General features: G+C 49.4%; 17 protein-coding genes and 2 pseudogenes. 7 read left to right on the top strand and 12 right to left on the bottom strand.

Translation table 11 applies throughout. The features are described 5' to 3' along the window. Positions 1 to 386: 386 nt before the first annotated feature. From NL64_RS30075 to NL64_RS29470, 7 genes and pseudogenes are all read right to left on the bottom strand, one after another. Positions 387 to 545: pseudogene (locus tag NL64_RS30075) on the bottom strand (aldehyde dehydrogenase family protein); the annotation flags it as partial. Positions 546 to 591: 46 nt separating this feature from the next. Continuing rightward, the gene (locus tag NL64_RS09170; RefSeq protein WP_034147810.1) at positions 592 to 1,632 is read right to left on the bottom strand and encodes a threonine aldolase family protein; all 1,041 of its coding nucleotides are present in this window, start codon (positions 1,630 to 1,632) and stop codon (positions 592 to 594) included. Positions 1,633 to 1,821: 189 nt separating this feature from the next. Further along, positions 1,822 to 3,000 carry a M20 aminoacylase family protein gene (locus NL64_RS09175; RefSeq protein WP_034147811.1) on the bottom strand — a complete coding sequence of 393 codons (1,179 nt, stop codon included), beginning with the start codon at positions 2,998 to 3,000 and terminating at the stop codon, positions 1,822 to 1,824. A gap of 25 nt (positions 3,001 to 3,025) precedes the next feature. Continuing rightward, positions 3,026 to 4,324, bottom strand: a complete 1,299-nt coding sequence (locus NL64_RS09180; protein WP_034147812.1) for an MFS transporter — start codon at positions 4,322 to 4,324, stop codon at positions 3,026 to 3,028. 76 nt (positions 4,325 to 4,400) lie between these two features. Further along, a complete protein-coding gene (locus NL64_RS09185; RefSeq protein WP_034147813.1) occupies positions 4,401 to 6,014 on the bottom strand; it encodes an AMP-binding protein in 1,614 nt (537 codons plus the stop codon). Between the two features lie 123 nt (positions 6,015 to 6,137). Then, the gene (locus tag NL64_RS09190; RefSeq protein WP_034147814.1) at positions 6,138 to 7,502 is read right to left on the bottom strand and encodes a DUF1329 domain-containing protein; all 1,365 of its coding nucleotides are present in this window, start codon (positions 7,500 to 7,502) and stop codon (positions 6,138 to 6,140) included. Between the two features lie 26 nt (positions 7,503 to 7,528). Beyond that, the gene (locus tag NL64_RS29470) at positions 7,529 to 9,283 is read right to left on the bottom strand and encodes a DUF1302 domain-containing protein (RefSeq protein ID WP_253277075.1); all 1,755 of its coding nucleotides are present in this window, start codon (positions 9,281 to 9,283) and stop codon (positions 7,529 to 7,531) included. A 124-nt stretch (positions 9,284 to 9,407) separates the two neighbouring features. Here NL64_RS29470 and NL64_RS09200 point away from each other — a divergent pair, with 124 nt between their 5' ends. Further along, entirely contained in the window at positions 9,408 to 10,331 is a 924-nt protein-coding gene (locus NL64_RS09200; protein ID WP_034147816.1) for a LysR family transcriptional regulator, read from the top strand. 97 nt (positions 10,332 to 10,428) lie between these two features. Here NL64_RS09200 and NL64_RS09205 read toward each other — a convergent pair whose 3' ends face one another. From NL64_RS09205 to NL64_RS09210, 4 genes and pseudogenes are all read right to left on the bottom strand, one after another. Then, a complete protein-coding gene (locus tag NL64_RS09205; RefSeq protein WP_034147817.1) occupies positions 10,429 to 11,520 on the bottom strand; it encodes a linear amide C-N hydrolase in 1,092 nt (363 codons plus the stop codon). A 167-nt stretch (positions 11,521 to 11,687) separates the two neighbouring features. Continuing rightward, positions 11,688 to 12,646: pseudogene (locus NL64_RS29480) on the bottom strand (SphA family protein). 189 nt (positions 12,647 to 12,835) lie between these two features. Beyond that, positions 12,836 to 13,432: an NADPH-dependent FMN reductase gene (locus tag NL64_RS29485; protein ID WP_080757920.1), complete on the bottom strand. Its 597-nt coding sequence runs from the start codon at positions 13,430 to 13,432 to the stop codon at positions 12,836 to 12,838. Continuing rightward, positions 13,429 to 14,283 (bottom strand): sterol desaturase family protein, encoded by an 855-nt coding sequence (locus NL64_RS09210; protein WP_034147818.1) that lies wholly within the window; start codon positions 14,281 to 14,283, stop codon positions 13,429 to 13,431. Before NL64_RS09210 ends, NL64_RS29485 begins: the two co-directional genes overlap by 4 nt. Before the next feature lie 66 nt (positions 14,284 to 14,349). Here NL64_RS09210 and NL64_RS29490 point away from each other — a divergent pair, with 66 nt between their 5' ends. Further along, complete coding sequence (locus NL64_RS29490) at positions 14,350 to 15,309, top strand: AraC family transcriptional regulator ligand-binding domain-containing protein (protein ID WP_080757928.1); 960 nt, start codon at positions 14,350 to 14,352, stop codon at positions 15,307 to 15,309. Positions 15,310 to 15,410: 101 nt separating this feature from the next. Here NL64_RS29490 and NL64_RS29495 read toward each other — a convergent pair whose 3' ends face one another. Beyond that, positions 15,411 to 16,451, bottom strand: a complete 1,041-nt coding sequence (locus tag NL64_RS29495) for a helix-turn-helix domain-containing protein (RefSeq protein WP_080757922.1) — start codon at positions 16,449 to 16,451, stop codon at positions 15,411 to 15,413. 332 nt (positions 16,452 to 16,783) lie between these two features. Between NL64_RS29495 and NL64_RS09215 the strand changes: the two genes are divergently transcribed. From NL64_RS09215 to NL64_RS09235, 5 genes are all read left to right on the top strand, one after another. Further along, positions 16,784 to 17,623, top strand: a complete 840-nt coding sequence (locus NL64_RS09215; protein WP_034147829.1) for an AraC family transcriptional regulator — start codon at positions 16,784 to 16,786, stop codon at positions 17,621 to 17,623. Positions 17,624 to 17,720: 97 nt separating this feature from the next. Further along, positions 17,721 to 19,547, top strand: coding sequence for a DUF1302 domain-containing protein (locus NL64_RS09220; protein ID WP_034147819.1), 1,827 nt, complete (start codon positions 17,721 to 17,723; stop codon positions 19,545 to 19,547). Between the two features lie 11 nt (positions 19,548 to 19,558). Then, positions 19,559 to 20,896, top strand: a complete 1,338-nt coding sequence (locus tag NL64_RS09225; RefSeq protein ID WP_034147820.1) for a DUF1329 domain-containing protein — start codon at positions 19,559 to 19,561, stop codon at positions 20,894 to 20,896. Between the two features lie 72 nt (positions 20,897 to 20,968). Further along, positions 20,969 to 22,330, top strand: coding sequence for a DUF1254 domain-containing protein (locus NL64_RS09230; protein ID WP_034147821.1), 1,362 nt, complete (start codon positions 20,969 to 20,971; stop codon positions 22,328 to 22,330). Positions 22,331 to 22,389: 59 nt separating this feature from the next. Then, positions 22,390 to 23,523 (top strand): DUF1254 domain-containing protein, encoded by a 1,134-nt coding sequence (locus NL64_RS09235; protein WP_253277073.1) that lies wholly within the window; start codon positions 22,390 to 22,392, stop codon positions 23,521 to 23,523. Positions 23,524 to 24,614 lie beyond the last annotated feature (1,091 nt).

The following is a 24,614-nucleotide window of genomic DNA, read 5'->3' on the forward strand; positions in this document are numbered from 1 at the left end:
CGGTCATCTTGGAAACGCCGGCCAATTTAGCGACGTCGGCCATACGCGGCGGTGACAACGGTTTGCCTAACTCCTCAAGACGCATCAATTTCATATTTTTCTTTTAAGAATTGGCCGGGTCGGTGCTAGATGACGGCTGCTAGCACTAAAAGGAGTTAATTATACATCGACGAGGAAAGGGATAGACCATACCAATGCCCGGCAGAATTAAACTTTCGCACTAACAGCAAATGACCGCGGGATGCCCCTAGACAAAATTTATAGGTGTCTAACTCACCTCAAATATTGATTCATTTTTGCGATACGCTACGATCGCAGACCTCAGGCTTACGCGATCCTTCAAAGATATTGACTGTTTTGGAAACGACTATTGATTGATGGAGGCTCCGGCTTGATAGCCAACGGGTAATTCCGTTGCAGACAAAAGGTGCGTTGGTAGTGTTGTCGAAGCGCTCGTGCGCCTCAGCATTTTCACTGATTAACGCCACAGGGAATTGCTGGCTATATCGGTCGAACAAGGCGATCGCGCTGTTCAGGTTTGCAACACGTTTCCGCGTCAATTGACCATCGCGCAATTCCAATTTGCACTGCTCAGGCCTCCATCACTTCACGGATATCACGAGCCAGTTCATGCACGCGTGTTTCCTCGGTGTCCCACGAGCACATGAAGCGTGCCCCGCCCTTGCCAATGAAGGTGTAGAAGCGCCAGCCGCGCTCCGTCAGCGCGGCAATGGCCGGCTCGGACAGTTGCAGAAACACGCCGTTGGCTTGCACCGGGAACATCAGTTCGACGCCGGGAATGTCGCTGACCAGTTCTGCCAGCAATTGCGCGCAGTGGTTGGCGTGGCGGGCGTATTTCAGCCAGGCGTCGGTTTCGAGAATGCCGACCCATGGTGCCGACAGGAAGCGCATTTTCGAGGCGAGTTGCCCAGCCTGTTTGCAGCGGTAATCGAAGTCTTCCGCAAGTTTGTGGTTGAAGAACAGAATCGCTTCACCGACCGCCATGCCGTTCTTCGTGCCGCCAAAGCACAGCACGTCGACGCCGGCTTTCCAGGTCAGGTCGGCAGGCGAGCAGCCGAGGAAGGCGCAGGCGTTGGAGAAGCGTGCGCCGTCCATGTGCAGGTGCAGGCCTAGCTCTTTGCAGGTGGCGCTGATGGCGCGGACCTCACCTGGGGTGTAGACGCTGCCGACTTCGGTGGCCTGGGTCAAGGTCACGACGCGAGGTTTCGGGTAGTGGATGTCCTGGCGCTTGAGCGCGACTTCGCGGATCGAGGCTGGGGTGATCTTACCGTTTTCGGTGCCGGCGATCAGCAGTTTCGAGCCGTTGGAGAAGAATTCCGGGGCGCCGCATTCATCGGTTTCGACGTGGGCGGTTTCCGAGCAGATCACGCTGTGGTAACTCTGGCAAAGCGACGACAGAGCTAGCGAGTTGGCGGCGGTGCCGTTGAAGGCGAAGAACACTTCGCAGTCCGTTTCGAACAACTGGCGGAAATGATCGGACGCGCGTGCTGTCCACTCATCGTCGCCGTAGGCGCGCTGATGGCCAAGATTGGCGTGCTCCATAGCAGCCCAGGCTTCAGGGCAGATACCGGAGTAGTTATCGCTGGCAAATTGTTGGTTTTTATTAGTCATTCAGAAATCCTAGAGGTACAGGCATATATGCTTGCGTAATCTAAGGCGTTGCGCTCTCCTTAGGGGGAGCGCCAACGCAGTCTTATAAAGCGCGGCCAACGTTAATTTTGATGATCCATATCTTTAGCTTCACCAACTATTATTAAATTGAGTAAGCTGAAGTAGTCGGGTAAGAAAGCAGTTTCGAAGTCAGGAACACAAATAGTGCTCGACTAACTCCACCCAGCATGCTGCCCCAAGTGGAATGATGTCGTCATTAAAATCGTAATGATCATTATGGACAGAGCAACCGGTAAACTCTCCATGACCATTGCCTAATCCGAAGTAGCATCCTGGTACATCGGCCATCATCCATGCAAAATCCTCACTGCCCATAGCCGTGAATGGAATTTTTTCTAACACATTCTCAGATCCCAATGCTTTAGTTGCAGCTATAAGCATATGGCTAGTTTCTTCTGGAGTATTCACCAATACTGGCGAGAGCTGCTCGTATTCGATTTTTGCCGTGACATTAAAAGAAGCAGCCTGTCCGGCTACGATCGTCCTAATTCGATCCTCAACTAGTGCTCGAATATCAGCGTCGATTGTTCGCACACTGAGTTGCAACATTGCCGTTTCGGGAACGATATTGTATGCACTGCCGGCGCTAACCTTCCCGGTGCTTATTACAACAGCATCTCCCGCGCTGAGATTTCTAGAAACGACCGTTTGTATAGCGGTTATAATACTAGCCAATGCCGGAATCGGGTCGATAGCGCGCTCAGGCATTGCGCCGTGTCCGCCGCGGCCAGTAAGTGTGATCGTAACTCTTTCCGATGACGCCATGACTCCGCCTACCTGTACAATGGCAGTGCCCACTGGTATCCCTGGCATATTGTGATAGGCGTAAATCGCATCACATGGAAACCGCTCAAACAACCCGTCATCTAGCATTGCCTTGGCGCCCGCTAGCCCTTCCTCATCAGGTTGAAATATTAAATTCAACGTGCCGTTGAATTGGCTTTGCTTAGCCAAATGTTCTGCTGCTGCTAACAAGGTTGCTGTGTGCCCATCGTGGCCACAAGCATGCATTAGGCCGGGACGGGAACTAGCCCAAGGTAAGCCATTTTTCTCCAAGATGGGAAGGGCATCCATGTCCGCTCTTAACCCAATCGTTTTATTTCCAGTACCACGTTTCAGCACGCCAACCACGCCATTGCCGCCAATTCCTGTGTGTACTTCATAGCCCCATTCACGCAGCAATCCAGCCACCAAACTAGCGGTTTCAGGAGTGTCCAATCCCAATTCAGGATGGGCGTGGATTTTACGGCGGATTTGAGTAAAACGTTCGTTATTGCTTTGCAGTGTGTTTTTCAAATCAATAGTCATAAAATTTCCTTTTTTTTAATGAAAACTACGTGCGGCCGGGGTGTTCCGGGAAAAAACGAAGTGCTGAAAAGCTTAGAAAAATGGCTGCGGTAAGGTACCAAGCTGGAACCAACGGATCCCCGGTAACAGCAATTAACCAAGTAACAAGTAAGGGGGAAAATCCACCAAATATCGTTACGCCGAAGCTGTAAATTATTGATAGTCCTGTCACTCGTTCTTCGCGGGGAAATGCCTCCATTAGCAGAGCCATTACCGCACCAGTACCCGCAGCCAAAGGTGCGAGCAACATAGCGACGGCTAAAACACACAGCGCCTTATTTTGTTGCGCTAGTAGTAGAAATGCGGGGTAGGCCACAACCATAGAAATGCCTGTAGCCCAATACAGTAATGGTTTGCGTCGGGATAAGCGGTCAGCGAAGCGCGCGGCGAAGGGCGGAACTATCGTAAATAATGCACAAGTTAGAGCTACCAGAGAGAATGCAAACGTACTGGTATAGCTCAATGTGCGGGTTAGATAGGTCGGCATGTAGAACACGACGATGTAAGTGCAAACCGTGGAGCTTGCCATTACGAAGATCCCAAGAATCAACGTTCTGAAATTATTTCGAACAAAATCCAGCAGCGGGATACTATTTTCCTGGCTTTCATGAGTCTCATCCAGGTGTTGTCGAATGTACCAACCTACTGGACCAATTAGTAAGCCAATAATGAATGGTATTCTCCAGCCCCATGAGTTAAGCGATTCTGGAGAAAGAAAGTTGTTAAGCAATAAGCCTGTGAGCGCACCTAGCAACGCCGCAGCCCCCTGGCTAGCACCTTGCCAACTAACCATGAAGCAGCGGTTGTCTGTGCGACCTGACTCCATCAAAAAAGCAGAGGCTGTTCCGACTTCCCCTCCCGCAGATAGGCCTTGAAGAAGTCGACCCATAACAAGAAAGACAGTCGCCATTACGCCAATACTGGAGTAGGTTGGTGTGAACGCAATAACTGCTGTACCAACGGTCATAAGGGAAATCGTGAGCGAAAGGGCTGCTTTTCGTCCTTTGCGATCGGCGAAGCGGCCAATTAGCACCGCTCCCAACGGCCTTACTAAAAAGCCAACAGCGAATGTTGCCAGGGACATTAATAGCGAGGCCAAGGAAGAGTCACTTGGAAAGAATAATTTACCAATGATTACTGCGAAAAAGCTGTAGACGGTAAAGTCGTAAACCTCTAAAGCATTTCCCAGAGATGAAGCGATAACCACTCTTCGCATTTTAGCGCGAGAGCCAGCGCCAAGTGATGGGCATTGTTCGGGCTCTAACAGTATTGGGGTGCTGCTCATAATTCATTACCTGGAAATGGCGATTCTCGGAGTCATTCTCTATATTTCAAGCTTAGTACAGATATATAGAAGTCACTCAAATATCGCGTAATTGTCGACGAAGTATTTTGCCGACAGAAGATTTAGGTAGATCTTCAACAAACGAGACGTGTTTGGGAATCTTATACGCTGCCAAATGACGACGGCAATGTTCAATTAGGGCGTATTCGGATAGGTCGCTGAATGGCGCTTTAACTATGTAAACGCGCACGGCTTCGCCGGTCTTTTCGTCGAGCGTACCCACGCAGGCAGATTCCAATACACCTGCACAGTTACCAATCACGCTTTCGATCTCGTTTGGAAAAACGTTAAATCCTGAAACAATGATCATGTCCTTCTTTCGATCAACGATCTTTAGGAAACCGTCCTGATTGAAAGACCCGATATCTCCAGTTCTAAAAAAGCCATCCTCGGTGAACGAATCATTGTTACTTGAAGCGTTCCAGTAGTTGCTCATTACCTGAGGGCCTCTAACACATATTTCACCAGATTTACCGAGGGGTACTTCGTTGCCATTGTTGTCCAGCAGTTTTATTTGGGTGTTGGGTACCGGAATACCTGTAGTATTGGTAAAGAAGTTGATTCCACTTGGGTTGAAGGAAACGAGCGGTGAGGTTTCTGATAGGCCGTAACCCTCACGAATAAATCTGCCGGTAAGCTGTTCCCACTTTGCCGATGTTGCCGGTAATACCGCAGCGCCTCCTCCAATCGAGGTGCGTAAGTTGCTGAAATCTATTGTTGCTGTTTTGGGATGATTGGCGAGTGCCGCGTAAAGCGTGTTCACGCCAAAGAAAACAGATGGTTTGGCTGTGTCCAGTACATCTATTAATGAGTCTAGATTGCGTGGGTTGTCGACCAACCAGTTAGTAGATCCAATCGATAAATAAGTTATGCTTCCCATCAATGCAAATATGTGATAAAGCGGAATTGCGGTTGCTTGCACCTCAACTCCAGGGCGAACCGAATCTTTAGCAACACACTTAAATTGTTCGATATTTGCTATTAAGTTCCGATGCGAAAGTGCGGCGCCTTTCGATACGCCGGTAGTACCCCCTGTATATTGGAGGAAGATCAAATCATCGCCCGTTAATAAAACCGGTTTTGGTCGTAACATTACGCCTTGTCGTAGGACTTCTTCGAACGGGACGAATACAGATAGCCTAGGATCAATTTCTACCGGCCCAATGCGTTGGCCAACAACCAAAACGTTGTCAATTACAGTACGATCTAAGGATTCTAGGAGCTTTGGCAACGCTCCGCTCCACATTATTATAGTCTTACAGCCCGCGTCGCTTAGCTGATGTTCTAACTCAGAAGCAGAGTAGAGTGGATTAACGTTTACTTGGATCGCACCTATACGTACTAATGCAAGAAAGGCGATAGGGAATTCAAGAATATTTGGCAGTTGTACAGCGATGCGATCGCCTTTTTCTATGCCTAGCTTAATTTGCAGCCAAGCGGCTAAGCTCTTTGATTGTTCATCCAACTCCCGAAAAGAAAGTGTGGTTCCATTGTGGATATATGCAATGTTCTCACTATAGTGATGCATTGCTTCCTCAAGCAAATGCAAGACAGATGGAAATTTATTTGGGTCGATAGTTTCTTCGATTCCGTACTTTGCGTAAGAATCTAACCAAGGTGAGTTATTCATTGCCGATTCCTTAGTCGATCGCGACTTTACCAATGTCGCTTTTATTTTTAGTCAGAGCCTGCGAATAAATTCACAGGTTCTGAAGTTCTAGCTATAAAATGAAGCACTTCGAAGTCTAAAGATTCAACGTAGACCTGTCTGGCGAAGAGCATTCGGAGTGAAATCAGCCTCGGTATATTTCACACCAAACTGATAACTATTTTTTTCTTCATTTTTTAAGCCCAATACCAAGTAGCGACCGCTTTGCAAGTCATTAAGCGTTTCGGCTGTATACCAAGGTACTTGGTTGTTGTAATAGTACTGTGCATGGGCTTCAGCGACGCGCCACAAATTATTTCGACCGTCATAGTGATCGATAACTGCCGCTTGCCATGTGTCTTCGTCGATGAAAAAGTCACGTTTTGCGTAAATATGCCGCTGTCCAGCCTTTAGCGTTGCAGTGACATGCCATACTCTATGCAATTCATATCGAGCCAAGCCTTGGTCAATATGGCCTGCCTTCGTTATATCTGCGTATTTAAGCTTCGGTGAGTCCAGCTTATAACTGTTATAAGGAATGTATATTTCTTCCTTACCGATTAATTTCCAGTCGTATCGATCTGGCGCACCATTGAACATATCGTAGTTATCTGTGACGCGTTGCCCATCGGAACTGGCGGCAGGCCCGTCGTAGGCGACTTGTGGTGCCCGGCGCACTCGTCGTTGGCCTGCGTTGTACACCCATGCCAGGCGGGGTTCTTTGACCTGGTCGATAGTCTCGTGAACTAGTTCGACATTCCCTGCCAGGCGTGCGGGTGCGACCACTGTCTGCTTGTGATAAAATAAGATATTGCTTTCTTTACTAGGATCGTAATCAGTTAAGTTTTCACGAAAAGCTAATTGGTGCTCGTATGTTACAGGGATCCCAACCCCACTTGAATCCGGAGTTATTTGCACCATTACACGCTTAACGCTACCTCCACGATAACGAGTGATATGGTTCCAAATTACTTCTAGACCATCTTTAGGTATAGGAAATGGAATAGCGCCCGTGAAGCTCTCCAACCCATTACCGCCAGCTACGAGCTTTGTACTCACTGCATTTTTTTTTGCAGCCTCAAGAATGCTCGCAGGGAAGTTTGCACTACGGTGGCTTGGATATACGTTCATTGTGTAGTCAGGGTAACGTTTGAACATCGCTAGTTGACCTGGGGTCAATTTAGCTTTGTACTGATCCACGTTACTTGCATTTATTGTGAACAACGGTTTTTCGTTAGCAAACGGATCCGCTAAGAAGCCTTTGCCATCTAATGTGCCCGCAGTTGTCGAAAGGCCACCAGACCATGCAGGGATACTACCGTTTGCGTTGCCTGCCTTTTCAGCCCCCACAGGAGTAAGGCTTACTCCCAAATTCTTTGCTTCATCCGGAGATACTGCTGCGAATACACTTGCGGATAGCAGCATGAGAGTTAAGGTTGTCGCTTTTTCAAAAGCTTTCCTGCATTTCATGACTAATTACCTGAAATCAAATGAAGTTAGAAGCTCACGCCGACACTCATGGCAACGAAATCTCGGTCGGTAGCCGAGTTATATTCTCCGCCAAAGAAATTTGTGTAGGACAGACCAGCCGTATAGGTGTTTCGATAATCAGCATCTAATCCAATGCTGATTGCTTTGCTGCCTTCGTTGAAGTTTGGACCGTATCCGTCGACATCATGGGACCATGATAAACTTGGTTTCAGGTTGATATTAGCGAATACGTTTTGATAGTCGAGAATCGCTCTGCCACGATAACCCCAAGAGTTTGCAGTATAAAACCCTTTGTCATTGCACTCTTGTGGGTTTACAGGGTTGGCAATTGCTGTACAGTTTCTGTTATTGGGCAATGCTCCGTTGCCGGCGTTGCCATCACGTCCAAATCTAAGGGCGCTTGAGTTGATGTCAGCTATGTGGTTGTACCCTAGCTCTGCAACTAAGGTAAGGCGCTCCGCAGCCAAGATTTGATCGACAAAGTGAGTTACCGTGACCTGAGCTTGGCTCACAGGTTTACGTACGTAGCCGTGGAACTCTTCACCTGCAATAGGGGTTGCGAATCCCGAGGCAAAAATGGGCGTTCCCAAAGAGGCCCCTAACTGACCAGACAGTGCGGCAATGGTCACATCATTGGAGTTTATTTGAAGAGGCATATTGGGGCGGTAGCTAATTTCACCGGATACTGCCGTGCTGTCCACGGTTGTGGAAAAACTTAACCCGTATAGGCGGATGTCTTCAGGATATTCGAGAAAATAATTTGCTGTAGATCCGTTTGTACCGGGTCTAACAGTGAAAGGGCCTGTTCCCACAGTGCCGCTTAGATAAGGTGAACGGCTATGATAATTCAATGCATATGCGCCGAATTCTGTATTATTTAATTCCTCTGCCTGCCAGCGTATCGCGACGCCATACTGACCGCTGTCACGAGCATCACGATCGCCGCCCCGAGTAATGTAACGGTGTGCATTAGGAGCCCCAGGCGCTGCGTAACCAAGACGGGTATCACAACCATCAGCTATACCGTCTGCGCCAAAGAATGTTCCACAGTTATCAACAACTGTTTGATCCCATTCGAGCTGATAAAACATTTCCGCGGAGATGTTTTCTGTAAGCCCCTGGGAAAGATAAAACATATTTACTGGTATCAGGCCTTCTTTAATTTCCGCACCTGGACGCCGAAATGCGGAGACGTCGATTGGGTTGATGCTATTGATGCTGTTACCAATAAAGGCGCTTTCACCCCAACTAACGACTTGTTTGCCGACGCGTACGGCGCCTGGTTGTCCTGCAACGACGTAATTATGGTATACAAATGCGTCCAGAATTTGAGCGCCAGAAGATTTGGCTGCTTCCTTCCTGTTATCGTCGTCGATGTTTAAGAAACGACGATTTTCATCTTTTAGTTCGAAATCGTACCAATACTTACCACGTACGAAGACCCCCGTATCGCCATAACTCAGTTGTAAGTCATGAATACCTTTAAAGATTTTAGAAAAGGTCTCGCCTTTTTTAAAATTAAGACGGCCATCGTCCGAGCTTTGAATCGAGGAGTGCCCCCCATTCCATGTGCCGATATATGCACGATCTGGGTTAGCTGCTGCCCAGCTCGCGCCGATAGATAGCGAAGAATCAAATTGCCCGTCAATTTCGCCTAGGCTAAATGAGCCTGCAAAAGAAGGTAGAGAGATGGCCATTGCTACGGCTGAGGCCAACGCTTGTGGACAAAAACGAACAGCACGGCGTCTGATTTCCACGATAATTTTCCCAAATTTGTTTTTATCGATCTTTTTGGTGCCAGCGTGGCAAGCAGGACTGGCGCAATCCGAGTTTCAGGAAGTAAAGTGGTGACGTCCAATGCAAATATAATGGTCGATTAATGCAATGAGCGACTCAATCGATTTGAAGCGAATACGGCACCTCGTTCTCCTTGGTGAGGAGCTGCATTTCTCGAAGGCTGCTAACCGTGCCCATCTATCTCAGACGGCCTTCAGCCGCAGCATTCAGTCTCTTGAAGCTGATCTGGGCGTTCGCCTATTTGATCGCGACACTCGGTCTGTCAGCCTCACTGCTGCGGGGCGACAGCTGATAGCACGGGCCCAAGAGCTACTCGGATGTGCGAATAGGCTCGTAGCAGAGGCAAATGATATTTCTGGAGGGGAAGGTGGCGAGCTGAAATTCGGTGTTTCTCCAATGGCGGCGGGCCTCAAATTGTCCCTGGTGTTAGAAAAGCTACGGGCATCTACCCCCAAACTGACCGTGAATTTACAGATCAATTATTGGTACCACCTTGAACGTTTGCTGGAGCAAGAGCAGATCGAGTTCGTGGTCGGCACGTTGACCGAGGATCAGGAATACGACCCACGATTTACAGTTGTGCACTTGCCTGATCAGCCTGCTTCTATCTATTGCCGGCACGGTCATCCTTTGGCAATACAGGCCGAGCCGATAACAAGAAATCAACTGCTGAGTTACGCATGGAGTAGCGTCATTCCCTATAACGCTCCAGTTTGTAAGCTTCTTGATTTGCCTGCGAATACACCATTGCCCTGGACATTGTCCTGCAATGATTTGATGTTATTAAGATCAACCACGATATCAAGTGATTCTTTATTACTTACGTGGGAGGCCTGGCTGAGGGATGACCTACGCAACGGCGTTATAGTGGATCTAGCTAATTCCATTGAACCTCCTCTGCCAAAACATTTGCTGTTTCTTAGAAATTCAATAATTTGTCATGCTGGTCGTTCTTTGTCTCCAGTTGCTAAAAGGGCAATTGATATGATCGCTAGTTTCGATGAGGTGTAGCAATATGGTTCGGGTCTAGGGTGGAAGTCTAAAAAACGTGAGGCTCTATCCTTCGAGACCTCACTAATGATGCGCGTAAGTTTAACCCTTAGATAACTTATTCGGATTTCACTTGGAGGAATGTAAAGGGTGCAGATGGTTTGAACTGTGTGGAAGCCTCGCCCGAGTAAACTTGCCCCTCAGAAAGCGCTAATTTCAGTACGGGCGCTCCCTTACGCAAGTCCAATTTATCCAAGGATATCCAAAATGTGTTAGGGCGTGTGGCTGAGTCAAAATAGACGACTTTATGCGTCTGATCTGAAACAGTTCTCCAAAGTGTCGAGGCGATATTGGGCTCATTAGGGGTAGTTATGCCTAGCGGTACGCTAACGGAGCGTATCACCCCCAAGACGCTCGCTACCGCTTGATAAGTATAGGATTTTTCTGGAACAGCGCCTATGTATGCTTCGGAAGTGTTTTTAGGTATCGAGTCAATTAAGAAAGAGGCTCGCGCGTAACGATCAGCTGCTCGGTTGGTTCCTGGAAGAAAGGTAAGCCCACCAATTTTCTGCCAGTACTCATTCAGTGCACGCTGTTTATCGTAGGTAGGGGAGTTGGTCATCACGGTATATTCTTTTCCGTGATGGATCACAAGTTTTCCTGCAACATATTCCAGAACCGCTGAGTCACCCGTAGAATCCGAAAGAGCTAGGTGGACTTGTGCACCAGTGCCATTAGGTAGGATTGGTGCGATTATTTGAAAAGGCTCCGACTTCAACACGTCGACTGCGTCTGCAACTGACGCAAAGTTGTCTAAAACATACTGCCCCCATGTTGAAATGGAGAGGTGAGGCCGCGAAGCATCAATTTTTCCATAGTCTGATTCGTCAAGGTAGAGAACGTTAGCAACCAAACCTTCGGAGTTCATCCCTTCAGTACTGCCGATGTCATACGCGGTGGCGATTACACTTCCATATTTTGAAACCCATTTCGGAGTGTTTTTTCCAGCAGCTCCGTCACGCTCCATTCCCGCAGGAAATACCCACATATTGGTGTGCATGTCTTCTGACCAGTCCATAGAGCGGCCGTTAAGAACAAGCCCATCAGCTCCGACATATAGCGCTCGGGTGCAGGCGTTGGAGGCGGGAGTTAGACCAATTGACAGGGCAATGGCCAGCGCAAGGTTTGTGTATTGATTAGAATGTTTCATAAATAATGCTCTCTTGTTGCAATGATCGAATGCAGCAATAGGTTACAAAATCCCACATTTCTGATTTATCAAGAAATGCTGCTTATTGTAAGCTTCGTTGGCTTTGACTATTAACATTAGCTCATCTGGCCGATTTTTGCTTCCGTTGGAACGGAAAGTTTGGATTGTTAATATTTAAAGCTAACGCTTATAACTGCTTGGTCGCCTTCTGTTGTGTTTTTGGCACCGAACTCTCTGTAGTACTTGCCCATAATTGCGACGGGCGTTTTTCCGATAGGTATGGTTACTGTGGCGGCTGGTCCAAACCCGTACACATTCGTCTTCAAATCGCCAAGAGTTGCCCCATCTCCGGTGTCAGGAGTCACTTGATGGATCACATATCCGACGGCGCCAATGTTGACAGTGTTCGTTATTTTTTCCCTACAGCGAGGTCGAGGTGTAGAACGTCGCCTGACTTGTAGTCTGTTGCAGAGTTTTCAAAGTTAACCAGGTAAATTCCAGTTGCAGAAAAATCCCAGCCTGTTTGCGGTTCAAGGTATGTAACTCCTATTTGTGGAGAAACGGACCAGTAGTTTTTTCCCGTGTTGAGAACTCTACCGTGTTCATAAGATCCGGTAGGTACCCAGACTGATAGACTGGTGTTGATATGCAGATTTCCTTGATGCCATCCTACGAGGATCGGAGTGGCGATGACATCGCCGAAATCGGTTAAATTTTCCTCGCCTTCAATCTTTCCATTCGAACGCGTGAGCTGACCATTTATCGAAGCGTCTATCTGAGGCCAGGTGAACCCGAACGCATAGGTTCCACCAAATACTTCCCAAGGAGTAACTATTGTTGGACGTATGAGATTCACGAGAAGGTCCGCATCTAGTCTTGCCTGTACTTTCCCAGACAGTACTGTTTGCTTTATTGAACCGTTGTAAAATACAACGTCATCACGGAAGTATACTCCAGGCTCTTTAGGTACCACTCCTGTCAGAAAGTCACGGGACCCTTTGAGATAAGCGCTGTTTCCCCCCTCAAGAGCGATTGCGTGTGGAATAGGAAGTGCTATTGATGACAATAGACAAATTACGGTAAGCCTTGTATGTTTACCGTTAAATGCCTCATTTAGCGTTTCCATGTCCAATCCAAAACTCCATTCTAATAAAATTATCTTGTGATTTTTCACTTTGCTTGGCGCGTTGAAGAAGAGGCGCTGCCTATTTATATTTTGCGCTGAGGCTGCGGATATTTTTTTTAGTTATAAGATAGATGTATATGCGGTTTTTTACTGATGAGAGAGCACACGTCCTTGTGTGTTTGGTTAGGTTTACATGCCGTTTGCGAAGTCCGGCAGATGCATGTTTATATCCTTGCGTACCGATCGGAGCGCTTTGTCGTAACTTGAAAGCATTATCAAACTCCAGTCAATTCGTGCTCTCAGTCGACAGTCATTTTCGTCGTGGGGTTCTTGATCATTAAGCATGCATTCAACCTGGCGAACTATTAACTGCTCAGGAAGGTAAGCAATTCTGCAATTTTTGAAACTTGAAGTACGAAGTTCGATAAGTGGGTAGGCTCCACCGATACCCGCGGAAACACCCACCAATAATGCGGGTTTATGGCCCACCTCACTCAAGCCTGCGTAGAAGAAAAGATTTTTAATCGCAGGACATGCCATACCGTGCCATTCTGGACTAATGACAATTAATGACGTGGCTTTTTGCAGAGCTGATTTCTGGTCGGCCCATACTTCATTTAAGTCCCGTTCGGGCCATAATGGTAAACGGATGGACGCTAAATCTAACAAATGGATTGAGTCGCAAATGTTTAGTTCTTCTAACCTTTTTTGCAGAAACTTTGCGACTTTTAGCGATTGGCTATTTGATCGGTTGGATCCAACGATTACCACCACATGACTATTCATTGCGCAGCCTTCGGACCGGAGTTTACTGTTTTCTGGGAACGTCGGGATCGAATCAGTGGCCAAAACAACTCTTCTTTCCAGGTGATGGGTGAGAGATGTTCAATGCCAAAAGAGGTCGGGCGGCGACGAGTAATTTTTGCCGTTCCAAATAATACATCCCAAAAAAATAGAAGATTTCCGAAATTTCCCTTGTAATGAGTGATGCCATCATCTGCGCTAAGTCCATGGTGAGCTGAATGCGTCGCAGGAGTGGATATTGTACGCTCCAATATCCAGACAAAAGGGCGAAGGGCGGGAATACGGTACAGCTTATCGTCCCAGGCGACACTGCTATGCGCACCGAATATGACGAGCATTTTGATTATTAGATATACATAATAAATAGGCGCTAAACCTAGGTAGATAAGCGCTCCGGATAGCCAGATACCAGGCATAATAAGGTAATAAAAGCTGTTGTTTCGGTAAGCGATACGAACGCTCATATAAGGTGCTGAATGGTGGGCTCTATGCAGAGCGTAGAGGGCAGGCACTTTGTGGGTCAGCCGGTGCCACCAATATTGAGTCATATCGTCAAGAAGCAGAAATAAAGCGAAACCAAGCAACCAGGGTATATCTGCGAGAGCGCCCTTCGCAGCGGGGGCGTAATAATTTAATATTGTGTTGCTCAGCCACATTATTAATGGAAAGGTCACAGCTACTAGAATGCCCGACCCCATTATCTCTATCAGCGCATCTCGTTTAGTAGCCAGCGGTTGGCGAAATGCCGAACAAATTATCTCAAGTAACACGAATGCGAGAAAAATTCCCGCTACGATCAATGATGGATCGTTGCCTGCTATTATTGTATTCATGGCATTCTCAATGGGCCCAAGTGGGGCGATGCCAAATAATTAGAAACCATGACTGTGATGGTACCAATGCGCGAATCGGACAGAATCCTGCTTAAATCGGCCAGCGATCCAGGTCAGCGCTTCCATAGAGGTAAGCTTGGCCAGGTATTGGAGCGGTTCATTGGCAACTGTACGCTCAACCAATGTGATGATTACAGTGTTATGGACCTTGATCAGCTGTGGCGCATAGCCGCTAAAATTGACCCTATTATTGGTCTAAACCTGTACGGAATGTTTACTCCTCAAGATATTCACGCGATTGTTTATTTATGCTCTTATTGTCCTGATGTAGCATCATCTATGGAGCATTGGGCTCGTTTCGCAAAGCTTGCGTCAGATACTGATAGTGGACGACTGATCAGAGATAAAGAGGGTGCAGGGGTTGAACTTACGGTAGATGCTCCTCCGGTGCTTGCGCGCTACCTCACAGAGCATTATGGAGTGATGTCGATTACCCAATTGCGGTGCAATACTGGACAGCTGATTACTCCTGTTCTGGTGCAATTTTCTCACTCACGGCCATCATACTACCGTTACTATACTCAGTGGTTTGGAGAAAGGATTGAATACAATTGTGAGAAAACACGATTGTATTATGATCCATCTTGCTTGACATTGCCTTTGATTACTCGTCATTCCGGTATGCTGGATTTACTGACTAGTGAATTGGATCGGAGGATCGCGACTTATCAACGATTTAGTAGTTGGGGTGCCAAAGTAGCGGGATGCACACGACAAGCATTATCGAGGGGGGTAGCACCTAGTTTGGAGGATATAGCAGAAGCACTTTTTCAAAGCTCACGAACATTGCGCAGACGGTTAGACGAGGAAGGCACTACATTTCGAGAGTTGGTTGACCAAGTGCGTTCAGAAACTGAGTTGTACTTAGAGTTGAATGGCGCGTCGCGAACAGAGATATCCACACAGCTTGGTTATAGTGACCTTGCGGCATATTTGCATGCGCGCAAGCGATGGGCAATAAAATAAGTGTTCGTTTCCTTAGACCAAACGACATTAGTCAGGCTGTTGCGATATGGTCGCGATACTAGGATTAGGTAACTAGTTGAAAAATGCTTATATCATTAAGGCTAGGGCATTACTGCGGTGTACTCAACGCGTTTTTCGGAATTTAACCGGAATAATCCAGGAGTGGAACCGAACCAGCGCAGTGAGGCTCGGTTGAGGCTTTGTACATCGCGGTACCCTAGTTGGCAGGCGATATCAACCAGCGAGTGGTCTGATGAATGCAAGAGATCTAGGGCGCGGTAGCGTCTATATTCATCGAGCAACTCTGAGAAACTCCAGCCTAACGCTTTCAGGCGTCGTGTTGCAGTGCGTTCGAGTAAATACGATGAGTCACAAAAGCTTTGCCAGTTGGCACTGTCTAAATCATTTATTATGTGGTCGCTGACTAATTCCAGTAATGTCGGCTCGCTGTTTTGACGAGTTTCATCGAGAAGCGCTATTAACGTTTTTTCTAATTTTGCATTGCTCGGAGTTACTGCTTTTGAGAATATTTTTTGATTCAAACTAATAGTATCTAACTGCTGGCACCATTCTACGGAGGTGTGAAAGTGGTTCTCATAAACGAGGCTGCTGGGTGGTCTCGCGTTAGTCAGTCCCACGGCCAAAATTGGATCTTCGGATAGACTACTGGCATAACACTTCCGGCGCAACATTTTACAAATGCTCGCAACGGCATAGTCGCGCATTGGCGGCGTGGCCCGAAGCATTCCACAATCATGTAGCTGAAGCTCAACAAAATTTTCATTACGTCGAATAATTGGTTGGAAATGACCATTAAAGAACGGAAAATAGTTAGTTAAATACTCGCACGATTTTTCTATCGACGTAGCCACATCGAACAGATATGTTAGACCATTGCTTGATGTTGAAACAAACCTAATCCCCGCCGGCAAACCCAGCATTGAGTCTCCTGTTTTGGCAAGTGCAAAATCCCAAAATTGTCTGGATAGAAACAGTGGGATTCGCATAAAAGGTGTGCGTAAATCGCACAAATTTCGACGAAGCAAACCTTCTATTAATTCTTGTGGTATGCCGCGCGTAATTAGCTCTTCAATGGCGGGTAGTAAACTAGCTGCGTGAATGGAGTTAGAAGTAAGTAGCATAATTATCCAAGTCGCTCATCATCGATGAGGTAGTGCAATCGGCTATCCATGATGTTAGCTGCGACATGTCCATCCGCGCTTGGTGGGAAATTGTATATTAATTTTTATATTTGCCGGTGGTGTTTTTATCTGGCGAATTTTGGTGAGGGACTGTGATTCCTTATGTAACCTGTTTTTAGTCTGATTTTCTAAGATTCGATGTGTTGGATTTGCCAAATGTTGCTCTAAATCGGCTATGCGTCAGACGCATTAATTCGCTACTTGGAACGCATTTGATCTACTCTCATGGGGCTGGCATAAGGGCACTCCAAGCTTCTGGGTGGATGCTCATCATGAATACTAACTCTTTCGCATCAAGTGCTTTCGCGTTAACTATTCTCGGGCACGCGGTCAAGTTTGGGCTTTGTGAAATGGAGTTGCTGCAACGCGCAGGCATCAGCCTAAGCTGGCTGGTGGATCGACCGCACATTCCCGCGCAACTGGTCGATCAACTGTGGCGAGAATGCGAAAAAGCGGGCGCCGCGCGAAACTTTGGTTGTGAGATGGCCCAAGGGATGGCTACGAGTTGCCTTCAAGGATTGAATATCTTGCTAGATTCCGCTCCGACTCTAAGGGCAAGTCTTAGGTGTTTTATTCAACATTCGTCAATTGTGACCAATTACGTACTTGTTGATCTTGAGGAAGTGGAAAGTGAAGCAAGACTATATCTACGTCCGAGTTTGAACCAACCACATTTTTTTGGCTATGACGCGGCGATGGTCAGTTTGGTAAGCAATCTTTCTCGACGCGTGGGATTGTTCCCAAGAGACTTGTTCACTGGCGTCACTCTTGCTCCTGAGCAGGCTGCTGCTCAGTGGCTGCAAAGTCAAGATATGAGTACCGAACAAGGCAGTTACCCCTGCCTGAGAATGCCACGAATAGCACTGGATCTACCGTTGATTGGGGCCAATCCTTTCTTGCATCAGAAAATGTTGCAGCACTGGAAAAGTTCCACTCTCAGCGACGCTCGCAGCGATAGCCTTGAATTAGCTCGACACTGGCTGATCGCTGGTGATCAACCTATTGAGCGTATTGCAGAGCGTCTTGGATATCGCCAATCAAGCAATTTCATTCGTGCATTTCGAAAACAATTTGGGATCACGCCTAAGCAGTTTCGCTTAGCCAGTCTGTGATGCTTAGATGATCGTTTTTTGTCCCGTGGCGCATTTGTCACTTTTTTCGTAGTTGGGCACCGTGTCCGTGCTGAGTAATACTTACCGGAGCCTAATAATGATAAAAAAATGCTCGGTCACAGCCGGAGTCGTTCCGAGACTTCATAGGCTTGGCCACGCCCGCCCGCGCCCCCTCACGTTGGCGATTCTTGCAGTTCTTGCTGGGCCATCTTATGCGACCACTTTCGATATCAACGAAGACTGGAGCCTATCTACCAAAACCACCTTGAGCCTAGGAAGCAGTTGGTCGACGCAGAATCCCGATAAAAGCCTCATGACCCGTGCGAACGCCCTGCAAGCTCAAGGGGTGCAGGCCAATGGTAGCAGCATCAGTGCTGACGACAATCGGCTGAACTTCGAGAAGGGCGATCCCATCTCGCAGAACTTTAAGGGTCTCACCGATTTCAGTCTCGATGGGCAGGGTCAGGGTGCGTTTCTGCGCTTCAAATACTGGTACGACCACGCCTACGAAACCCGTCAGGCGCGGTTCAAGGATTTTGACGATTCGGGTTGGGACGATCTGTCGAAGTTCAAGGGTTTCGAGATGCTCGACGCCTATGTCTGGAAAGACTTCCAGGTGGCCGAGCATCCCTTGAGCGTGAAGGTTGGCAACCAGGTGCTGTCCTGGGGCGAGTCGCTGCTGATCCAGAACGGCATCAACGTGATCAACCCGCTGGACATCTCGGCCTTCAACCGCCCAGGCGTGGAAATCAAGGAAGGCCAGTTGCCGGTGGAAATGGTCTCCTTCAGCTTCGGCCTGACCGATACCACCAACCTCGAAGGCTTCTACCAGTTCAACTGGCGCCCCAGCGTGCTCGACGGTTGCGGGACTTTCTTCGCTGCCAGCGATGCCATTCAGAAGGGTTGTGGGCCGTTGTATTTGAGCCAGATACAGTCTGATCAGCAATCACAAGCTGCTGGGTTGTATGTCCCTTCACGAGGCAATGAATCGCCGTCCGACAACGGCCAATTCGGTTTCGCCCTGCGCCAGATGATCCCGGCGTTGAACGATGCCGAAGCGGCGATCTACTTCATCAACTATCACTCGCGGTTGCCGTATTTCACCCTCGATGCGAAGAACATCGGTGCGCCCGGGACATTCCCCGGTGGCGTTCAGGCTCCGAGCTACGCGGCGGCGTTTCCCGAGGACATTCGCCTGTACGGTATCAGCCTCAACGGCGTCGAGCCCTACAGCGGGATCTCCCTTGCTGGTGAGTTGAGCTATCGGCCGAACATGCCATTGGCGATCAACGCGCCGGACATCAACGTCGCCGTGATTTCCGGGCCGTCGGGTAGTTCCTGGGTGCAGTTGCCGCCCGGCTTCAATATCAACCGCGGCAGCCGTTTTGACGCTTGGGAGCGTAAGGGGGTCTGGCAGGCGACCGCGTCAGCGACTCAGGCTTTCGACAATGTGCTGGGTGCTACGCGCTTGAGCCTGTTTGGCGAAGCCGGTGTTGTACACATCGACGACCTCGGCGACGAGCGTCTGGGCCGCAGCGCCGCCTTCGGTCGCAGCTCGACACGCAACGGCACGCAGTGCAACACCGTGGCCTCGGGCGTAACCAATCAGTACTGCACCGACAAGGGTTTTGCCACCGATTGGTCGTGGGGGTATCGCCTGCGTGCGAGCCTCGAATACAGCGACGTGTTGCCGGGTATCAACCTGATTCCTGCGGTCAACTGGCGGCATGACGTCGAGGGTAATTCCTACGACCCGCAAGGGCCGTTCCAGGAGGGCCAACAAGCCCTCGGCGTGAGCCTGACCGGCATCTACATGAACGATTACAGCGTGGAACTGGCCTACAACTCGTTCTTTGGTTCCAACGACTACAGCACTTTCGACGACCGCGACTTCGCTTCCGTCAGCTTCAAGGCAGACTTCTAAGGAGAACCATTATGCGTATGCAATTGTGTACCCTGGCGCTGGCCTGCACAGTTGGCTTGGCCCAGGCCAAAGGCACCGACTCCGCCAGCCTTGGCAAAACTCTGACGCCTATGGGTTCGGAAATGGCGGCCAATGCCGATGGCTCTATTCCGGCATGGAGTGGCGGGCTGGCGAGGAACGCTGGCACCGTCGACAGCAAGGGCAGTTACAGCGACCCGTATGCGGCAGAAAAACCGTTGTTCACCGTCACTGCGCAGAACCTTGCGCAGTACCAGAAGTTTCTTAGCCCCGGGCAGATCGCGTTGTTCAAACGCTACCCAGGCAGCTACAAAATGAACGTCTACCAGACTCATCGCAGTGCCAACCTGCCTAAGGATGTGTTGGAACAGAGCCGCGCCAACGTCGCTAAGACCAGCATGGCCGATGGCGGCAATGGGCTACACGACTATGCGCGCGGTATTCCGTTTCCATTGCCGACCGAAGGGCTAGAGGTGATGTGGAACCACATGACCCGTTATCGTGGGGGCAGTTATGAGCGCATTAATAGCTCAGCACTTGTGCGCGAAAACGGCGCTACCAGTTATGTACGCAGCCAATCACTCATCAACTTCGCCGAGACCGTTTCTGGGCTTGAGCCGAACGCTAACACCTTATTTTTTGTAAAAAGCCGTGTACTGGAGCCCGCTCGACTGGCCGGTGAAGCGGTATTGGTGCACGAGCCGATTGATCAAGTCGCCGAACCGCGTTCGGCTTGGCAATACCTGCCCGGCCAGCGGCGGGTGCGCCGTGCACCGATGCTCGCCTACGACAACAGCGCCCGTTACAGCAACGGCCTGCTCACCGCTGACAACGTCGACGGCTACAACGGTGCGCCGGACCGTTTCGACTGGAAGCTGATCGGCAAGCAGGAGCTGTTCATTCCTTACAACAGCTACAAAATCGGAAGCCACACGCTCAAGTACGACGAAATAATCAAGCCGAATCACATCAACCAAGATTTGGTGCGCTACGAGAAGCACCGGGTCTGGGTGGTGGAGGCCACGCTCAAGCCGGATGCCCGACACATCTACGCCAAACGCCGCTTTTATGTGGACGAGGACAGTTGGCAGATTGCCCAGTCCGACCAGTATGACAGCCGTGGCGAACTGTGGCGCAGCGGTGAGTTGCACGCTATTCAGCAATACGACCATGGCTTCACCTACAACGTGTTGGAAACTTCGTACGATTTGATCGCCGGGCGTTATTACGCCGGTGGCCTTGCCAACGAAGAGACCCAGCCAATGCGTGTCGGATTTACCGCCAAGCCTGACGATTACACCCCTTCGGATCTCCGACGTTGGGCCAAGTAAGGCGTGGTGGCAGCCACATTTAATAATGGCGCTCATTAGTAGCGCCATGCATTTTCGTACAGGATATCAACCATGCGCCATTGCATTACCGCTTTAGTCGTTGGAGTCAGCATCAATACTGTGCATGCGGCCAATCTCGATCAGCAGCAAGCCAAGGCTTTGGCTCAAGAGGCCTATGTATTCGCATACGCCACTGCTGAGCATAATAAAGTTCTAAATGCTTTTACTGCCAAACTGCCATTCAATTATCTGCACAGCGAACCTCGCCTTTACGGTCCGGGTGATAATAAGGTCGTATCGCCGAATAACGACACATTTTATACCAGTGCCTTGTTAGATCTGCGTGCCGAACCACAAGTGTTGCAAGTACCCGCCATTGATGGCAGATATTACAGCTTCCAGTTAGTGGACATGCGCACCGATAACCTCGATTACATAGGTACACGCGCCACCGGTAACAAAGCCGGGCGATACTTGATCGCTGGGCCGGACTGGCAGGGAGAATTGCCGCCAGGTTTCAGCGGAGTGATTCGTTCGCCGAGTCGCGTAGTATTCCTGCTAGGACGTACCGAGGTGAAGGGGGAGGGTGACCAGCCTCAGGGGGCACAAGTTCTTAAAAACTACGTCTTGCAGCCCTTATCGAAATTACTCGGTACACCGACTCCAGCAGCATTACCCAAGTTGCAATTTCCTACATACGAGGACAGCAAGAAGGGACCCGCGGTGGCGTTGTTCAGTCGGTTTAACGCACTAGCGGCGCTTCACGAATGGACCCCAAGCGAGCAGCAAAAACTTAGCCGTTTTGGGGAAATAGGCATAAAGCAGGGCGCTGAATTCACTCCACCGCAATCGCTTGAACAGGCGGTTATCGAGGGAGCTGAGGCTGGCCGGGAACAAGTGCGAGCAGCCTCTAGCAATCTTTCCATTGAGCAACAAGGATGGTCTCGCTTACCGGCGAATGTAGGTAAATTTGGTGAAGACGATCTGACGCGCGCCGCAGTGGCGTGGCGATATATTTACGCGAATGACCAAGTCGAGGCGCTTTATCCTGTAGCAATGCACGATATCGATGGACAGTCACTGGATGGGCACAGCTGCTACCAACTCAGTTTCCCTGCGGGGCAGCTACCTCCTGTGGATGCCTTTTGGTCTTTGACAATGTATGACGGTAACACTCAGTTGCTGGTTGAGAATTCGATTAACCGTTACTCAATTGGTGATCGCACCCCAAATCTACGTTACAACTCGGACGAGGGGCTGACTATATTCCTGCAATCGAATTCTCCGGGGAAGGAACAACAGGGAAATTGGCTACCGACGCCCGTAGGGCCTTTCAACCTGCTGCTGCGTCTGTACCTGCCGCAACCAGCAGCCCTGGATGGCCGCTTCCGATTGCCAATGATCAAAGCAATGGAATGTGAGGCTGAGGTATGAGCGCTACGTTGAGTCGCCGCCGTTTGCTGGGTGGTATAGGGGCATTGGGAGGTAGCCTCTTGGTTCCGCGTTGGTTGTTGGCAGCAGGTGCTACGGCGGTTCCAGAAATAGCGCGAGATGCATGGATATTCGCTTACCCGATGCTGATGCATTACCAAACAATGCAGAGGCAGGTACTCGACCCTCAGGCAGCTGAGTACGTTGGCGGATTCAATTGCTTCCGCCATTACAGCCAGTTGTACACCCCAGCCAATCGCGAAGTGGTCACTCCGAATAACGACACTCCGTACTCATGGGCTTGGCTCGATCTGCGCAGCGAACCCCAAGTCCTAAGCGTGCCCGCAGTGGCCGATGATCGCTATTACGTGCACCAATTGGTAGATCAGTACACTCATAATTTTGGCTATGTCGGCGTACTCAGTACTGGGCGTGACGCCGGCGACTATTTGATCGCCGGTCCACGTTGGAATGGTTCGGTGCCCAGTGGGGTCAAAGCGGTACTGCGAAGTGAAACTGAGATTGTCCTAGTGCTTGGTCGCACAGGTCTGAAAAATAATGGGGATCTGCCCGCAGTACGCGCCTTGCAGCAACAGTATCGTTTGCGTGCGCTGCATGAGTTCGTAGGCGACACCGCGCCGGCTTCTGCACCGCCGATCAATTGGCCAAAATGGGATAGCAAATCAGGATTGGGTCCGGCCTTTATAGGTGTACTGAACCAAATTCTTGAGCTGTGCCCAACGCAACCGTCAGAAATAAATTTGCGAGAGCGTTTTGCACAGATTGGTATCGTCCCTGGGCAGCGGTTCAATCTCGAAGCACTGTCTGTTGATCAACTGGATGCCCTGAATACCGGGATCAAAAAAGCGCAAGAGCAGTTGCAAGCCGCCGTGATTAAGGTGCATAGCACACTTGGCTTGTTCGGCAATCGTGATGCTTTAGCTGGTAATTATATGAACCGTGCGGTTGGGGCGCATATTGGAATCTACGGCAATAGCGTCGAGGAAGCCTTCTACACTGGCGCACGTCTCGATAATCAGGCCGAGCCACTGCGAGGGGGGCGACGATATCGCCTGAGATTCGCCCCGGAGCAATTGCCACCTGCTAAAGAGTTCACTCCGTCCCGACCATTATTCCTGAGTAGAATCAGACACTTAAGCCGATCAACTAGATCGGCTTTTTTGTGCCTGCGCTAAACCCGGTGATCTCTGAAATTGCGCCGCGCCGCATTACTCTCCTTGGCCGTCTTCTATTGAACAACGTATGGAAGCCCCTCGCGAACGTTCACTAGTAGTGCGCGCTCCGCAATAGCTACAAATCCGGCGACGCCCATTCGAGCCTTACTGGTTTTGCTCATCAAGTGAATGGTCGCTTGGCGGCTGGAGGGCGAGCAAATCGTTAACCGCAAAGGCCACCCCGCCATGCGTGGACGAAATTCAAGGTGGATCGCCGGCACTCATGGAAAATGGAAGCAGAAGGATCAATCGAAGCTGCGGGGTATAGCAATTAGCCATTGCAAACACAGAGAGAATGAGAGAACATTTTTACATTCTGTTATTTCTGCGTGTGTAGGAGTGACAACAAAAGCCCAGCCATCGCGCCGGGCTTTTATTGGTCAAAAAATTACTATGCGGCGATTTGATAGGCTGCATCATGGAGCTAGGTAATGAATACTTGCGCAGCGCAGCAGACTCGAATTGGAAGTCGTCAGGAAGCTCTACAATCCCAATGCCAATTGCTGCCCAGGGTGATAGCTGATCTCGCTACTGGCTTAGGTAAGTATCTGCGCCTTACTTCGACTGCTTGGAGTCGTAACGATGGATCCGTGGGTGAGTCCTATGCTCGGTTGGGTGTAAAGCCGGCGTCGATCTTTAAAGAGAAACCGTGGTATCAGCTCAGTATTGAGTCGGGAGCAGTCTCTTGCGCTATTGCTATCACAATAGCCTCCAGGGACAAATCGCTTTGGACCTCTTACGTTTTCGACTTGGACGTTCAGTTCTGCGAAGCGGGATATCGGTTCGAGGTGAATAATGATCATCACCTTATTCTGAGTGTGGCAGAGGTTGACGCCAGGGTCTTTGAGCCAATCTACAAGCAGATTGTCGAGATCCTTAAGGCTCGACTGTACAAATCGACAATTTGATTAAGCCCCGTCAAGGATTGTTTTTTAAGAGAGCCCCGCCATTGAGCGGGGCTTTTTTATTGCACGAAGACCGACGGGAACCTTGGAAATTTCCTTAACAACTGCCCGCCATAGGCAGGCTCTTCGTAAGCGTCCGGCAAAGGC

Origin of the sequence: Pseudomonas fluorescens (genome assembly GCF_000802965.1) — a bacterium.
Classification (GTDB): Bacteria; Pseudomonadota; Gammaproteobacteria; order Pseudomonadales; family Pseudomonadaceae; genus Aquipseudomonas; species Aquipseudomonas fluorescens_A.